At 72.7% G+C, this 14,989-nt stretch carries 13 protein-coding genes and 1 pseudogene; 6 read left to right on the forward strand and 8 right to left on the reverse strand.

Annotated features, from left to right (window positions below; translation table 11 throughout):
• The first annotated feature begins 143 nt into the window (after positions 1-143).
• Positions 144-1,532, forward strand: coding sequence for an aminotransferase class V-fold PLP-dependent enzyme (locus ACIPJI_RS04700; RefSeq protein ID WP_307705947.1), 1,389 nt, complete (start codon positions 144-146; stop codon positions 1,530-1,532).
• Here ACIPJI_RS04700 and ACIPJI_RS04705 read toward each other — a convergent pair.
• The 7 genes and pseudogenes from ACIPJI_RS04705 to ACIPJI_RS04735 all read right to left on the reverse strand — a co-directional run.
• Positions 1,493-2,694: pseudogene (locus ACIPJI_RS04705) on the reverse strand (glycerate kinase); the annotation flags it as partial. The gene ACIPJI_RS04700 and the pseudogene ACIPJI_RS04705 overlap by 40 nt on opposite strands.
• A complete protein-coding gene (locus ACIPJI_RS04710) occupies positions 2,691-4,121 on the reverse strand; it encodes an SLC13 family permease (RefSeq protein ID WP_307705946.1) in 1,431 nt (476 codons plus the stop codon). The pseudogene ACIPJI_RS04705 and the gene ACIPJI_RS04710, both read right to left, overlap by 4 nt.
• Before the next feature lie 86 nt (positions 4,122-4,207).
• On the reverse strand, positions 4,208-4,867 hold the full coding sequence (locus ACIPJI_RS04715; protein ID WP_402244467.1) for a response regulator transcription factor: 660 nt from the start codon (positions 4,865-4,867) through the stop codon (positions 4,208-4,210).
• Positions 4,864-6,306, reverse strand: a complete 1,443-nt coding sequence (locus tag ACIPJI_RS04720) for an ATP-binding protein (protein ID WP_402244469.1) — start codon at positions 6,304-6,306, stop codon at positions 4,864-4,866. Before ACIPJI_RS04720 ends, ACIPJI_RS04715 begins: the two co-directional genes overlap by 4 nt.
• Positions 6,278-6,574 carry a small hydrophilic protein gene (locus tag ACIPJI_RS04725; protein ID WP_402244470.1) on the reverse strand — a complete coding sequence of 99 codons (297 nt, stop codon included), beginning with the start codon at positions 6,572-6,574 and terminating at the stop codon, positions 6,278-6,280. Before ACIPJI_RS04725 ends, ACIPJI_RS04720 begins: the two co-directional genes overlap by 29 nt.
• A 128-nt stretch (positions 6,575-6,702) precedes the next feature.
• A complete protein-coding gene (locus ACIPJI_RS04730) occupies positions 6,703-6,984 on the reverse strand; it encodes an Lrp/AsnC family transcriptional regulator (protein WP_065488891.1) in 282 nt (93 codons plus the stop codon).
• A complete protein-coding gene (locus ACIPJI_RS04735) occupies positions 6,981-7,712 on the reverse strand; it encodes a rhomboid family intramembrane serine protease (RefSeq protein ID WP_307705944.1) in 732 nt (243 codons plus the stop codon). Before ACIPJI_RS04735 ends, ACIPJI_RS04730 begins: the two co-directional genes overlap by 4 nt.
• Before the next feature lie 149 nt (positions 7,713-7,861).
• Between ACIPJI_RS04735 and ACIPJI_RS04740 the strand changes: the two genes are divergently transcribed.
• The 5 genes from ACIPJI_RS04740 (at position 7,862) to ACIPJI_RS04760 (ending at position 13,692) form a co-directional block, all read left to right on the forward strand.
• A complete protein-coding gene (locus ACIPJI_RS04740; RefSeq protein WP_159695250.1) occupies positions 7,862-8,104 on the forward strand; it encodes a hypothetical protein in 243 nt (80 codons plus the stop codon).
• Between the two features lie 37 nt (positions 8,105-8,141).
• Positions 8,142-9,506 (forward strand): NYN domain-containing protein, encoded by a 1,365-nt coding sequence (locus ACIPJI_RS04745; RefSeq protein ID WP_402244472.1) that lies wholly within the window; start codon positions 8,142-8,144, stop codon positions 9,504-9,506.
• A 322-nt stretch (positions 9,507-9,828) separates the two neighbouring features.
• The gene (locus tag ACIPJI_RS04750; RefSeq protein WP_307705942.1) at positions 9,829-10,854 is read left to right on the forward strand and encodes an NlpC/P60 family protein; all 1,026 of its coding nucleotides are present in this window, start codon (positions 9,829-9,831) and stop codon (positions 10,852-10,854) included.
• Between the two features lie 269 nt (positions 10,855-11,123).
• Complete coding sequence (locus ACIPJI_RS04755; RefSeq protein ID WP_402244474.1) at positions 11,124-12,167, forward strand: NlpC/P60 family protein; 1,044 nt, start codon at positions 11,124-11,126, stop codon at positions 12,165-12,167.
• A 301-nt stretch (positions 12,168-12,468) separates the two neighbouring features.
• Positions 12,469-13,692 carry a hypothetical protein gene (locus ACIPJI_RS04760; protein ID WP_402244476.1) on the forward strand — a complete coding sequence of 408 codons (1,224 nt, stop codon included), beginning with the start codon at positions 12,469-12,471 and terminating at the stop codon, positions 13,690-13,692.
• Here the strand turns inward: ACIPJI_RS04760 and ACIPJI_RS04765 are convergent.
• On the reverse strand, positions 13,649-14,890 hold the full coding sequence (locus ACIPJI_RS04765) for a glycosyltransferase 87 family protein (RefSeq protein ID WP_402244747.1): 1,242 nt from the start codon (positions 14,888-14,890) through the stop codon (positions 13,649-13,651). The genes ACIPJI_RS04760 and ACIPJI_RS04765 overlap by 44 nt on opposite strands.
• Positions 14,891-14,989 lie beyond the last annotated feature (99 nt).

Below are 14,989 nucleotides of genomic sequence, written 5' to 3' on the forward strand. Positions count from 1 at the left end.
CGATAGGGCGTCTCCGCCCCTTCTTCAACACCCTCCGCACGGCGTCGCCGTGTGCCGAGGCCGTCCCGTATCCGGGTTCTGAAGCCGATTCGCCTTTCTCCCCCTACCTTCGGTGGGGGTACCCCCAGCTGGGAGATACCGCCATGTCCGTGTACCCGAACGCCGCCGAGACCGCTGTCGCCGACGCCGCCGACCCGTCCCTCTGTGCCCCGCTGCCGGTCCTCGGCCGGGACGTCACCGTCCCGCTCGTCACCGGCGGCGAAGTCACCTACGCGGCCCTCGACTACGCCGCGAGCGCCCCGGCGCTGCAGCGGGTGTGGGACGACGTGGCCGCGTACGCCCCGTACTACGGCAGCGTGCACCGCGGCGCCGGGTACCTGTCGCAGCTGTCCACCGACCTGTTCGAGAACAGCCGGGCCGTGGTGCACGAGTTCCTCGGCTGCCGCGACGGCGACGAGGTGATCTTCACCCGGTCCACGACCGACTCGCTGAACCTGCTGGCCGCCGCGCTGCCCGACGGTTGCGAGGTGTTCGTCTTCGAGACCGAGCACCACGCCTCACTGCTGCCGTGGCGGGACGCCCGGGTGACGTACCTGGACGCGCCCCGCACGCCCGGTGAGGCGGTACGGACGCTGGAGCACGCGCTCGCCCACCGCGACCCCCACGGCCCGGCGCTGGTCTGTGTGACGGGTGCGTCCAACGTGACCGGTGAGCTGTGGCCGGTACGGGAACTCGCCGCGGCGGCCCACGCGCACGGCGCCCGTATCGTGCTCGACGCGGCCCAGCTCGCGCCCCATCACCCGCTGTCCGTCAAGGAGCTGGACGTCGACTGGGTGGCCTTCTCCGGGCACAAGCTCTACGCGCCGTTCGGCTCCGGTGTGCTCGCCGGGCGGGCGGACTGGCTGCGTGAGGCCGAGCCGTACCTCGCGGGTGGCGGCGCCTCCCGCACCGTCGCTCGGCGCGCCGACGGCGGGGTGGAGGTCGAGTGGCACACCACCGCCGCACGGCACGAGGCCGGCTCGCCCAACGTGATCGGCGTCTACTCGATCGCCGCCGCCTGCAAGGCGCTCACCGAGGCCGGTTTCGACCGGCTGGTCGCCCGCGAGCAGCATCTGATCGCGAAGGTCCGCGAAGGGCTCGCCGAGGTGCCCCAGGTCCGGGTGCTGTCGCTGTTCGGCGAGGAAGCCCCCCGCGTCGGTGTCCTCTCCTTCGTCGTGGACGGCTGGAACAGCTCGCACTTCGCCGCGGCGCTGTCCGCCGAGTACGGCATCGGCGTCCGTGACGGACTCTTCTGCGCCCACCCGCTCGTGCGCACCCTGCTGGGCAGCGACCCGCAGGACGTCGGCGAGTGCGGCGCCCCGGAGGCCGGGCCGGGGGAGAGGTCGCTCAACGCCATCCGCGTCAGCTTCGGCGCGGGTACCCCCGACGAGCACGTGGAGAGGTTCGTGCGGGCCGTCAAGGAGCTCGTCCGCGACGGCGCCCAGTGGAAGTACCGCACCGAGGACGGGCGTTGCGTGCCCGACCGGGGCTGACTCAGGCCGCGAGCCGGGTGCCCAGCAGCACCATCCGCAGCGCGCGTTCGGCCGCGTCGGCGAGGAACTCACCGGCGCGGTCCAGCGCTTCCGGCAGCGGGACCGGCGCCGGCACGATCGACCCGTAGGCGTCCACGCCCGCGGCGCGGACCTCGTGCACGCCGTGGCCGAGCGTCCCGGCGAGGGCCAGCACCGGCACCCCGGCGGCCCTGGCCCGGTGTGCCACCTCGGCCGGGATCTTCCCGCGCACGGTCTGGTCGTCGAGCGCCCCCTCCGCCGTGATCACCAGGTCGGCGCGGGCCAGCCTGGCGTCCAGGTCGACATGGTCCAGCAGCACGTCGAAGCGGGGCAGCAGCCGGGCGCCGAGCGCGGCCAGCCCCGCGCCGAGCCCGCCCGAGGCGCCCGTGCCGGGGGCGGTCCGCAGGTCGACGGCGGCCGGCAGGGCGGCGGTGAGGTGCGCGGCCCAGTGTTCCAACGCGGCCGAGAGCTCCTCGACCTGCGCCGGGGTCGCGCCCTTCTGGGGGCCGAAGACCCGGGCCACGCCGTGCTCGCCGCACAGCACGTTGTACGGGTTGCAGGCCACCAGGATCTCGGCCGCGGCGACACGGGGGTCGAGGCCGGCGCTGTCGATCCGCGCGAGGCGTGACAACTCGCGTCCCCCCGGCCGCAGTTCCTTGCCGCCGCCGTCCAAAAGCCGGACGCCGAGGGCCTGGAGCGCGCCCGCCCCGCCGTCGGAGGTGCCCGAGTCGCCGCAGCCGACCAGGATCCGCCGGGCACCGGTGTCCAGCGCGGCCCGGATCAGCTCACCCACGCCGTAGGTGGTGGTGGCGCCCGGGTCCCGGCGGTCCGGCGGCACCAGGGCCAGTCCGGCGACGGCGGCCATCTCGACCACGGCGGTGCCGTCGCCGAGCACGGCGAAGTGGGCCGGTACCGGAGTGCCGAGCGGTCCCGTGGCCCGGCGGCGCACCAGCCGGCCGCAGGTCGCCGCCGCCAGCGCCTCGGCGGTGCCCTCACCGCCGTCGACCAGCGGGACGAGGTCGATCTCGGCGTCGGGGGCGACCCTGCGCAGTCCCTCCGCGATCGACTCCGCGGCCTCCCGGGCCGTCAGGGACTCCTTGAAACCGCTGGGTGCGACGGCGATACGGATGGGGGTACGGCTCATGGCTGGGTCTCCAGAAGGACGGGCACGCCGAGCAGCGGCCAGACGGTGAGGGCGAATAGCAGCACGACGGCGGCGCTGAGCGGCGCGAGGAGGCCGGACAGCCGCAGAAGATCGCGCGGGGTGAAGGTGGGCACACCGTCCGGCGGGTCGGCGAAGAGCGTGACCGGCTTGGCGGAGGCGGGCAGCGTGTGGCAGAACCCGGCCGCGGCGGTGGACGCCAGGGCCGCGGCGACCGGGTTGACCCCGGCGGCGACGGCGGCGGCCACCACCAGCGGTACCAGCACGGACGAGCGGGCGGAACGGGACTGAAGCACGAGGTGCGCCGCGGTACTGACCACCACGATCACGGTGAGGAACAGCCACGCCGGCAGGTCCGCGGGCAGCCCGCCCACCAGCCATCCGGCCGCCCCGGACTCGGCCAGCGCCACCCCCATCGCGGTCGTCGCGGCCATGAACAGCAGCAACGGCCAGGGCACCGTCCGCAGCCCGTCCTTCAGCCGTACGGTGCCGAGCGCCGGCGATGCCGCCACCACCGCGCCGATCAGGGCGACCACCGCCGGCGGTACCCCGTGCAGCGGCTCGCTGCACCACAGGGCCACCACCGTGCCCAGCAACAGCAGGCACCTTGTCTCCGCGGTGGTCAGCGGGCCGGTCACCGCCGTGGGGGAGTGCTCCTGGAGCAGCGCGGGCGTGATGCTGACCGGCCCCCGGCGCTCCGCCCGGGAGGTGGTGGTCAACAGAACGGTCTCCGCCGCCAGATGTGAGGAGACCACGGCCAACGGCAGGCCCAGCAGCAGCCATTCGACGAAGCCGAGCCGCTCACCGGTCTGCTCCCACAGCACGCTCACCGTGATCAGATGCGCGCCCGCGCCGATGAGGGTCGCGACGGCGGACAGCAGGACCACCGTCGGGAACAGCAGCGCCAGCATCACCACCAGTCGCCGCCGGTCGGCGAGCGCCTTGGCGAGGGCGAGGAACACCGGCATGGCCAGCGCGGCCCGGCCGGAGGTGGCCGGCACCGCGAACGCGGTGACCACCAGCGCCGCGGTCGTCAGATGCACCAACTGCCGTACGGTGCGCGCTCCGCCGACCAGGAAGGCGGCCGCCCGCCCTGCCAGCCCTGTCCTGGCGACGGCGGCCGCCAGGACGAACGCGCAGATCAGCAGCCAGACCGTCTCGTCGCCGAGGGTGGCGAAGAGGGTGTCGGCGCTGATGACGCCGGTCGCGGTGAGCGCCAGCCCGGCCCCGAGGGCGATGTAGGTGTCGTCGACAGGTGCGGCGATCCAGGCGCAGGTGGCGAGAGCGAACACGGCGAGCGTGAGCCGTGCTTCACCGTTCAGCGACGGGAAGACGGTGGGGACGGCGAGTAGCGCACAGACGCTGAGCGCCGCGCACAGCCAGACCGCCTGGCGGAGGGAGAGGGTCACGACGAACAGTCTTGGAGCGGGCCGTGAGCCGCCGATGAGCCGCTGATGAAGGAGAGTTCATCCGCGGTCGCACCCTTTGAAAGCCTTTACGGCATTCGGTAGCCCATGCCCCGTACGGTCTCCAGCCGTTCGGCGCCGAGCTTCTTGCGCAGCGCCCGCACATAGACGTCCACGATGTTGGAGCCGGGGTCGAAGTCGTAGCCCCACACATGGGAGAGGATCTGCTCGCGGGACAGCACCTGCCCGGGATGGCGCAGGAACAGTTCCAGCAGCACGAACTCACGTGTCGTCAGGTCCACCGTCCGCCCCGACGCCCGCGCCCGGCGGGTCCGCAGGTCCAGGCTGAGGTCACCGCTGCGCAGGACCGTGACCTCCGGGGCGCGGGCCGCGGTGCGCAGCCGCAGCCGCACCCGCGCCAGCAGCTCCTCGAAGCGGAACGGCTTGGTCATCCAGTCGTCGGCACCGCCCTCGAGGCCGGCGACCGTGTCCCGTACCGAGTCGCGGGCGGTCAGCACGACCACGGGCAGGGTCACCCGGGACCCGCGCAGCACGCGCAGCACGGTGAAGCCGTCCCGGCCGGGCAGACCGATGTCCAGCAGCATGAGGTCGAAGCCGCCGGACAGGGCGTGGTCCAGAGCGGTGTCGCCGTCGGCGGCGACCGTGGTGGTGAAGCCGTTGGAGCGCAGCCCCTTCTCGACGAAGGACGCGATCCGCTCCTCGTCCTCGGCGATCAGAATGCGGTTCACAGCGCGTCCTCCATGACGAGTACGAATGTCGCCCCTCCGCCGTCGGTGCGGCGCAGCTCGACCCGGCCGCCCCGGTGCCCCTCCGCGATGGCCCGGACGATGGACAGGCCCAGCCCGGCGCCGCTGGTGCGGGCGCCGCGCCGGGCGGTGCCGCGCCGGAAGCGCTCGAAGATCACCCCGGCGTCCTGCTCCTGCACACCCGGCCCGCTGTCGGCGACGTACAGCTCCAGCCGGTCCTCCAGCGCGCGGGAGCCGATGCGTATCCGGGCGCCGGGGACCGTGTGCTGCACCGCGTTCTGCGCCAGCTGCACCATGGCCTGGGTGATGCGCTGCGGATCGAGCACCGCCTCGCGGTCCGCGACCTGGTCCAGCACCCAGTCACGCTCGCCCAGCGCCCGCGCCTTCACGAAGACGTCGGCGGTCAGCTCGCCGAGCTGCACCGGCTCGGGACGGATGAAGTCCGGCCGCTCGGCCTTGGCCAGCAGCAGCAGGTCCTCCACGATCCGGCTCATCCGGTCGAGCTCGTCGGTGACCAGGCGGACCGTCTCGCGCTGCTCGGCCGGGTCGTCGCCCATGACCTCCAGATGGCCGCGGACGATGGTGATCGGGGTGCGCAGCTCGTGTCCGGCGTCGTCGACGAACTGCCGCTGGCCCGCGAAGGCCCGCTCCAGCCGGTCCAGCATGGCGTTGAAGGTCTCGGCGAGCGCGGCGATGTCGTCACGGCCCTGGACCGGGATCCGCTGGGTCAGGTCCTGCTCGGTCAGCTGCTCGGCGGTCGCCCGGACCACTCGTACGGGTGCGAGGATGCGGCCGGCCACCACCCATCCGATGCCGGTCGTCAGCAGCAGCGCCACACCGGAGATCACGAGCAGCGTGCGGAACGCGTCGTCGGCGATGGACCGCTCGCCGTCGGCGTGGAACGCGACGACGAAGGCCGCCGGGTGACCCGGTCGGGCGGAGTCGATGGGCACCTTCGCCCAGCGCACCTCGCCCGCCGGCCGCTCGAGGACGCCGGAGGAGGCCTTGGAGTCCAGGATCGCGGAGAGGGAGGTCCGGTCCGGGTGCAGTGCGACGGAGGCGCGTATCTCGCGTGACTGCCGTATGACGTGGAGGCTCTGCCCGGCCGGGCGGGTCAGTCCGAGCAGTTCCTCGTCGGGATCGGAGTACTGGCGCTGGAGGAAGACCCGCAGCAGCTTCTCCGGGTCGGTGAACGTGCGGCCGGTGTCCGGGTCGACGCCCTGGGGCACGAAGTTCCCGAACTCCTGGGTCTCCTGGGTGAGCAGCTGGTTGATCCGGTGGTCGATGTCCCGCAGCAGCAGTGACCGGGTGGTGGTGGCGACGGCCGCGAGAGCCACCGTCATCATCAGGAGCAGCCAGAGCAGAATGCGGACCCGCGCGGAGATCCGGCGGTCAGTTCTCTTCACCGGTGTCGTCATCATCGTCGTCGTCGGTGGCCGCCGGACCCGGCACGACGGCGTCGCCGGTGGGGCGCGGGCCCGTCGGCGTGCCGCTCGGGCCGCCCGAGGGGGTGCCGCCGGGGGCGGCGGACGGCGCGGGCGAGGCGGGACGCGGAGTGGTGTCCAGCTCGACGGCCGGCGGCACCCGGGGCGTTTTTGGGGCGTCGGTCAGGGCGTAGCTGGTGGCCGCGATACCGAGCGGGGTGGCGACGACGGCGGCGAGGGTCGCCATGCGATGGGTGAATGCCATACCGGTCATCCTCGGGTCCTGGCGGAAGGCCCGGATGAGGCGCAGATGAGGATTCCTTCATGAACGGCCCGCGGTGCGGCCCGGCCCGGGTCCGCACGCCCGGGCGGCCCCGACCCGCCGGACCGGTCCTACGCGTCCAGCCCGATGGCGAACGCCGCCTCGAGGTCGTGCTGCGAGTAGGTGCGGAAGGCGACGTGCGTATCGGTCCCCTCGACACCGGGGATCTTGCTGATCCGGCCGGGGATCACGTCCGCCAGGTCGTCGTGCCTGGCCACACGCACCATGGCGATCAGGTCGTAGGTGCCGGTGACGGAGAAGACCTCGCTGACGCTGTCCAGCGCGGCGATCGACTCGGCGATCTCGGGGATGCGGTCCACGCTGGTCTTGATGAGCACGATCGCGGTGATCACGGCTGGCTTTCTCCCTCGGTCGCTGCGGATGCGTTCACTCTAGTCCCACGCCCGTAGCGGCCCCACGCGTAGACGAAGCCCGCCCCGAAGCCGACCAGGTGCGCCAGATACGCGACGCCCGGCCCGCTGCCGGCGCCCCTGGCCGCCAGCCACTGAAGGACGAACCAGAAGATCAGCACCGCCCAGGCGGGGAAACGCAGCGGCAGGAAGAAGAGGAAAGGGAACAGGCTGGTCACCCGTGCCCTCGGGAAGAGGAAGAGGAACGCCCCGAGGACCGCGGAGATCGCCCCGGAGGCCCCCACCAGCGTCTGCTCGGAGTCGGCGTTGACGACCGCGAACGCGAGCAGGGCGAGATAGCCGGCCCCGATGTAGAAGAGCACGAACTCCAGCTGCCCCATCCGCTCCTCCGCCATCGCGCCGAAGACGAACAGGAACAGCATGTTCCCCAGCAGATGCAGCCAACTGCCGTGCACGAACAGCGCGGTGAGCGGAGTGAGCAGGGCGTCCGGGGAGCCGGCCGTCAGCTCGGCGGGGATCACGCCCCAGCGCTCGAAGTACCCCGCCTGGGCGACGAGCAGCCGGTCGCCGAGGCCGTACACGGGGTTGAATCCGGACACCGGGCTGATGAGGAAGATCGCGCAACAGACCGCGATCAGGCCGTACGTCACCGCGGGCCCCGAGGCCGCGTTCCTGAGCGCTTCCCTGGCCGTGCCCCACCTACTGATCATGGACAGAGCATGGCGTAGCAGGACCGAACGGTACAGAGTGCCTCGCCGCGACATCGGGTACCTGCAAGGCCGTAGGGTTACAGGCAGTACATCCGCAGTTCGACGGCGCACCGCGGTACCGCACCCGCATGAGACAAGAGGACGGCACGATGACGACGGTTCCCTCGCCGACCGCCGAGACCAGGTGGCGCTGCACGCTCTGTGGCAATCTGACGCGCTTCGACGTCACACGCTCGTCGAAGGTCGTCGAGTACGTCCATCTGGACCTGGCGGGCGAGCCGACCGTCGAGGAGCGCGAGGTCGTCAGTGAGACCATCGAGTCGGTCCGCTGCCGCTGGTGCAACGCGGTGGACCAGATCGAGCTGGTGGACAGGCCGGGAGCCGGTTCCTGAACGGAGCGGCCCCCATGGGTGGTAGGGGTGACGGATCGTGGAGCAGCCTGAGAACGGCGGCGGACCGGCCGGTGCGGCCGGTGACGCCGCCGAGGCGCTCGACCGCCCGCTGCCGGAAGGTGTGAGGCGACGGGTCGTCGCCCTCGTCTCCGACGCCTTCGGCGGCCTCACCGTCGCCGAACTGCCCGCCCAGCTCCGGCAGTACGCCCGGTTCACCCCCACCCGGCGCGCCAAGTTCGCCGGGAACGCGATGGCCGCCGCGCTCGAGGGAGACCCCCTCTTCCGCCAGCGCATCGGCGAACGGCTCGGCAAGGCCCAGCCCGAGCTGGTCAAGGCACTCGAGTCCGGATCGCCGCCCGCCGCCGCGGACCCCGCCGACGTGGCGGCGGCCGCCTATGTGCTGCGCCCCGCCGGCTGGGTCAAGATGGTCGCCGCCGCCGGCGAGGAGGCCCAGCGGGCCGACGCCGAGCGCGCCGACGAGGCCGGCCGGCGCGAGCTCGACAGGCTGCGCGAGGAACTGGCCCATGCCCGCGACCAGATCAGGTCGGAGACCGAGCGGCTGCGCGCCGAACTCGACAGCGCCCGCAGGGAGAACGAGTCGCTGCACCGCAAGCTGCGCAGCGCCCAGGCCGATCTGAAACGCGGCGAGGCCGCCCTGCGCCACCGGGACGCCGAGATCGAGGGTGTCCGGGCCCAGGCCGCGGCCCAGGTGTCGGCCGCCGAGAGCGAGACCCGGCGGCTCAAGGCACGCCTGGCGGAGGCCGAGGCGGCGGTCGAGGCAGGCCGCCGGGCCGCCCGCGAGGGCCGTTCCGTCGAGGACATGCGGCTGCGGCTGCTCCTGGACACCGTGCTCGACGCGGCCCAGGGGCTGCGCCGCGAGCTGGCCCTCCCGCCCGCGGGCATGCACCCGGCAGACACGGTGGACGCCGTGGAACCGGGGCGGATGTCGCCCAAGGACATCGCGGCACGAGCGCTCTCCGAGACGGATCCCGCCCTCCTCGACCAGCTGCTGGCGCTGCCGCAGGCGCATCTGGTCGTCGACGGCTACAACGTCACGAAGACCGGCTATCCGACGATGCCGCTCGAGAAACAGCGGCTGCGGCTGCTGGGCGGCCTGTCGATGCTCGCCGCCCGGACGGGCGCCGAGATCACCTGCGTGTTCGACGGGGCGGAGCTGGCAGCTCCGGTGCTGCTGGCGCCCCCGCGAGGGGTGCGGGTGCTGTTCTCCAAGGCGGGTGTGACGGCGGACGAACTGATCCGTCAGCTGGTGCGGGCGGAGCCGCCCGGCCGGCCCGTGGTGGTCGTCTCCACCGACCGGGAGGTGGCCGACGGTGTCGCGAAGGCGGGCGCCAGACCGGTCGCGTCCGCCTTGTTGCTGAAGCGGCTTTCGCGCGTCTCGTAACTCCGGCGGCATATGCCCGATTTAGGGTCTCCGCAGGTGGGACGCTGCGTCAAGTTTCCATCACTACACGTGTGATGAGAGTAAAGATTGGGCTCCCTGGGTAAGATTTTTCCCGTGGGGATTTGAAGTGATCACAGGAAGGTCACTAAGGTCGGGGCTCGAACCTTCGCGCGGTTGATCGCCCATCCGGGGCGACAGCGAAGGAACCGCCGAGTTCGTGCAGTTCGACCCCATTTCCCCCAGGGACCCGATGCGCGGACGCCGGGGATTCGCGTCCCCCCACTGCCCGGTAGGCGGCTCGAGGAAGAAGGAGCTCGCCTTCGTGGCGTCCCACCGTCGTCCCAAGCAGCCGAGCCGCACCCGCGTGACCGTGCTCACCGCGACCGCCGCAGCGGCCGTTGCCCTGACCGCCCAGACCGCCCAGGCCGACCCGAAGCCGAGCAAGAGCGAGGTCAAGGAGAAGGTCGACAAGCTCTACGAAGAGGCGGAGAAGGCCACCGAGAAGTACAACGGGGCCAAGGAGCAGCAGGAGAAGCTCGACGAGCAGATCGACGCGCTGCAGGACAAGGTCGCCCGCGGGCAGGACGAGCTCAACACCCTGAGGGACAGCCTGGGTTCGGTGGCGAGCGCCCAGTACCGCACCGGTGGCATCGACCCCTCCGTGCAGCTCTTCCTCTCCGGTGACCCGGACACCTACCTCGACAAGGCCTCCGCGCTGGACCAGCTCGGCGCCAAGCAGACCGAGGCGATCCAGGAGATCCAGTCCAAGCAGCGCACCCTCGCGCAGCAGCGCCAGGAGGCCCAGAGCAAGCTCGGCGACCTCGCCGAGACCCGCAAGACGCTCGGCGAGAAGAAGAAGGAGGTTCAGGGCAAGCTCGCGGAAGCGCGGCAGCTGCTGAACTCCCTCACCGCCGCCGAGCGCGCCGCGCTCGCCGCCGACGAGAGCCGCGCGAACCGCGCCAGCGCCCGTGTCGACCTCGGCCCGGCCGTGCCCGCCTCGCAGCGCGCGTCCGCCGCGTTCGCCGCCGCGCAGTCCCAGATAGGGAAGCCGTACGTCTACGGCGCGTCCGGCCCGAACTCCTTCGACTGTTCGGGACTCACCTCCTGGGCGTTCGCGCAGGCCGGCGTCTCCATCCCGCGCACCTCGCAGGCGCAGGCCAATGCCGGCACCCGCATCTACTCGCAGAGTCAGCTCAAGCAGGGTGACCTGGTCATCTTCTACGGCGACCTGCACCACGTCGGCTTCTACGCCGGCAACGGCCAGGTGCTGCACGCCCCGCGCAGCGGCACCAACGTGCGCTACGAGTCGATCAACAACATGCCGTTCCAGTTCGGCGTGCGTATCTGACGCACGGTCGGACGGACTGCCGGCCAGGCAGTCGGACGGATCGTTCGACGGGTCCTCACACCCGCCCGAACGGGGGAATTCGTCCCCTTCATACTGACGCAACGCCCCGCCGGTGACCTGTGGTCTCCGGCGGGGCGTCACTCTTCGTGCTCGCCGGGGTCTTTGGTCACCTCGTGTTCACCCGGTTACTCTCTGCCGCGCATCGAACCCGGTTCCCCGGAAGTCCCGGTGGAACCGCTGCGAAAGTCCTGCGGAAGGGAGCGCGGCACGTGGTGTCCCACCGCCGACCCTCACAGCCCGGCCTCACACGGAGTGCCCGGGGCACCGTCCTGTCCGCGGCGGCGGCCACGGCCGCCGCCGCCCTCGGCGCCGGTGCCGCACCGGCCGGTGCCGAGCCGGGAGCCGGCGCGGAGGCGACCCGGGCCAGGGTCGACCGGCTCTACGAGGAGGCCGAGCGGGCCACGGAGCGCTTCAACGCCGCGGGTGAGCGTGTCGAGGAGCTCCACGAGCAGGTCGAACACGCCCAGGACAGGGTGGCCCGCAGCCAGGAGCGGATCAACCGGATGCGCGAAGCGCTCGGCTCCGTGGCAGGCGCCCAGTACCGCTCCGGCGGCATCGACCCGGCGCTGGCACTGCTGCTCTCCCAGGACCCGGACGGCTACCTTGGCGCGGCGGCGACGCTGGACCGCATCTCGGAACGCCACTCCGCCGCGCTGAGCGACCTGCGCCGCGAGCAGCGCGACCTCGGCCAGGAACGCTCGGAGGCTTCGCGCGACCTGGCCGAACTGGAGCGCAGCAGAAGCGTGGTGGCGCGCCACAAGCGCACCGTGGAACGCAAGCTCGGCGAGGCCAGACGTCTGCTGAACGCGCTGCCGGCCGAGGAACGGGAGGCGTACGACCGGTCCTCGCGCTCCGGCCGCGACGACCTGGCGGGCATGGCCGTGCTGCCCGGCGTCCCGGCCGCCTCCCCGCATGCGGCGGCGGCCATGACGGCGGCGCGCAGCGCGGTCGGCCGCCCCTACGTGTGGGGCGCCACCGGGCCCTTCGGCTTCGACTGCTCGGGCCTCGTGCAGTGGTCCTACGCCCAGGCGGGAGTGGGCCTCCCGCGCACCTCCCAGGCCCAGGCGAACGCGGGCACCCGCGTGCCGCTGTCGGCGGCCCGGCCGGGCGACATCGTCACGTACCGGAGCGACGCGAGCCATGTCGGGATGTACGTGGGGAACGGCCAGGTGGTCCATGCGCCGTATCCGGGGGCGGCGGTGCGGTACGACCCGGTGGGGATGATGCCGGTGCACGCGGTGACGCGGGTGTAGGTGGGGGCGGGCTGCGCCTGCGGCGGGCTTGTCCCCTCCCCGCCTCTTCCCGCTGTACCGATGTGCGGCTCCGCCGCGTGGCGGGCAAGCCCCGGACCCCTTACGGCCTTCGGCCGTGCCCTCGATCGCCGGGCGGGTTTGAGTTGCTCGGCAACTCAAGCCCCGCCGGCGATCGAGGCGCGGGGGCGGAGCCCCCGAAACACCGCGCGGAGCGCGGTGGCGGGTCCGGGCGGGGCCCGGTCACCGGGTGCCGCGGGGCGCAGGGGGCGGCGCGGGCCGTCCGGTTACGTACCATCGCAGGATGGCATCGCACGGGCGCGCGCAGCGCACAGCGGGGACGGCGCTCGCCGTGCTCGTGCTCGTCGGCGGGTGCGGTGGCATCGGCCCCGCGCCCGTGGACCCGTCCGTCGAGGAGATACAGCAGGCCCTGGACGTTCGGGCCGCCGCCCTGCTCGGCCACGACCGCGCCGGCTACCTCGCGTCGCTCGAGCCGGGCGCGGCCGCTCTGCGGGCGGCGCAGGGCGAGGAGTTCGACAACCTCGCCGATGTGCCGCTGCACTCGTGGGGGTACCGGGTGAAGGGCGTCCGGCACCACGGAGGGAAGGCCGTCGCCGACACCGAGCTGCGGTACCGGATAGCCGGCTACGACAGCGCGCCGATGACCGTCTCACGCACGCTCGAGCTGACCGAGCGCGACGGCCGCTGGTACGTGACCGCCGACCGCGCCGGCAGCGGCGCCCCGCAGCAGCTGTGGCAGCAGGGCGATGTGGACGCCGTACGGGGCAGCCACAGCCTCGTCCTCGGCGTCGGACAGGACGAGAAGCGGCTGCGTGAGCTCGCCGCCGCCACCGACCGTGCCGTGCCCGCCGTGTCGGGCGCCTGGCCGTCGGAATGGGCGGGCAGGGTCGTGGTGCTCGTACCGGACTCGGTGGAGGCCATGGGCAGGCTGCTGGGCACGCCGGCGGCCGGGTACCGGGGCATCGCGGCCGTGACCACAGGGAAGACGGGCGCCGCGAAGGACGGTTCGCCCGCGGACCGGGTCGTCGTGAACCCGGAGGCGTACGGGCTGCTCGGCGAGTTCGGGCAGCGAATCGTGCTCACCCACGAGACCACCCATGTGGCGACCCGGGCGCACACCTCCGCCGCGACACCGATGTGGCTGTCGGAGGGCTTCGCGGACTGGGTCGCGTACCGCGGCACCGGACGTACCGCCGCGGAAGCCGCCCCCGAGCTGCAGGAAGCGGTCCGGGCAGGGGACGTGCCGGCCGTGCTGCCATCGGACCGGGACTTCTCCTTCGGCGGCGACGCGGACGCGCTGGCGCGGGCCTACGAGGGCGGCCGGCTCGCCTGCGAGATGATCGCCGGCCGCTGGGGCGAGGCGAAACTCACCGCGTTCTACCGGTCCGTCGGGGAGGGACCTCGGCGGGAGGGCGCGATCGAGCGGGCACTGGGCGAGGAGCTCGGCACCACACCGGAGGCGTTCACCGCGATGTGGCGGGACTTCCTTCGCGAGCAACTGGGCTGATCCGGGCGGGCGGCTGCGGCAGGGGAACCGTCTGCCGCCACAGCCGGCGGCAGGCGGTGACCGTCGCGGCCACCAGCAGCCCGTTGCGCAGGACGAGCAGCGCGATGCCTGTCGGATCGCTCGCCACGACTTCCGCGAACCAGATGGGGAACTCCAGCACCGTCACGGCGGTCGCCGCCAGCACCAGCCAGGCGGGGAGCGTCATCCGGCTGCCGGGGAACACCAGGCACACGGCGGCCAGGCCGACCAGCCACACCATGTACTGCGGGCTGATCACCCGACTCGTGGTCGTGAACAGCAGCACCGCCGCGAAGGCGGCGTCGCACGGCGTGGACGGCCCGAATTCCTTCGCCCGGAGCCGCCACAGCACCAGCCAGCCGAGCGCGAGGACGGACAGACCGAGGGCGACCGTGCTGACCAGTGGGACGTACGGGCCGAGGAACTCGACGGACCCGTAGTTCAGCAGCACCTGCCCCTCCCAGCCGAAGTGCCGGGCGAAGTGGAAGACCAGGGCGCCCAGCGACTCGACCTCGGTACCCCGGTCGCGCTGGAAGGTGAGGAAGGCCAGGCCGCCCGGCATCAGCGTGCACAGCAGCACGGTGACCGCCCCGGCCGTGGCCGCCGCGGCGCCCCAGGACCGGACCGTGGTGCGCCCCCGCGGAACACCCAGCAGGAGCAGCACCGGCCACACCTTCAGCACCGCGCCGAAGCCAGCCAGCGCCCCCAGGGTCCGCGGCCGGCGCACGCCCGCGAGGAGCGCGGCGACGGCGACGGCCGTGACCATCAGGTCGTAGCGGGCGTACACCGTCGGGCCGAGCAGGGGTACGCCCACGACCCACACCCAGGTGCCGCGCCGTGCGGTGCCGCGTCGCTCCGCGTACCGCAGCAGGAGCAGGACCATCAGGTCGCACACGAGGACGAGGACGAAGAAGGCGGAGGTGTAGTCGAGACCCGGGAGGAGCCCGGGGGAGAGGATCGCGAGCGCGCCGGCGGGCGGATACTGCCAGGTCACGTCGTTCAGCGGGTACGTGCCGGTGATCAGCACCTCGTACCAGCCCCGGTAGATCGCCGAGACGTCGCTGGTGACGTCGGGCCCGGGGAAGACGACGACCTTGAAGACGAACAGCAGCAGCGCGGTCCTGGTGAGCAACCACACCGCGAAGGGGAGGATCGTGCCTCGCGCGACCGCCGTCGGCATCGTGTCTCTTTCGTCGGTGGACGAGCCGGGGGACGACTCGGGAGCTGAGACTGCCATCATGCCGTGGCGGTACCCGAACCGGGCGACCGGGCCGTTCGG

Source organism: Streptomyces sp. NPDC086835 (assembly GCF_044745705.1).
Taxonomy (GTDB): Bacteria; Actinomycetota; Actinomycetes; order Streptomycetales; family Streptomycetaceae; genus Streptomyces.

Bases quoted from the DNA above. Each gene is read 5' to 3' on its own strand.
- ACIPJI_RS04720 (WP_402244469.1), bottom strand. From the start codon at position 6,306: ATGATGACGACACCGGTGAAGAGAACTGACCGCCGGATCTCCGCGCGG.
- ACIPJI_RS04700 (WP_307705947.1), top strand. From the start codon at position 144: ATGTCCGTGTACCCGAACGCCGCCGAGACCGCTGTCGCCGACGCCGCC.
- ACIPJI_RS04735 (WP_307705944.1), bottom strand. From the start codon at position 7,712: ATGATCAGTAGGTGGGGCACGGCCAGGGAAGCGCTCAGGAACGCGGCC.
- ACIPJI_RS04765 (WP_402244747.1), bottom strand. From the start codon at position 14,890: ATGCCGACGGCGGTCGCGCGAGGCACGATCCTCCCCTTCGCGGTGTGG.
- ACIPJI_RS04740 (WP_159695250.1), top strand. From the start codon at position 7,862: ATGACGACGGTTCCCTCGCCGACCGCCGAGACCAGGTGGCGCTGCACG.
- ACIPJI_RS04760 (WP_402244476.1), top strand. From the start codon at position 12,469: ATGGCATCGCACGGGCGCGCGCAGCGCACAGCGGGGACGGCGCTCGCC.
- ACIPJI_RS04725 (WP_402244470.1), bottom strand. From the start codon at position 6,574: ATGGCATTCACCCATCGCATGGCGACCCTCGCCGCCGTCGTCGCCACC.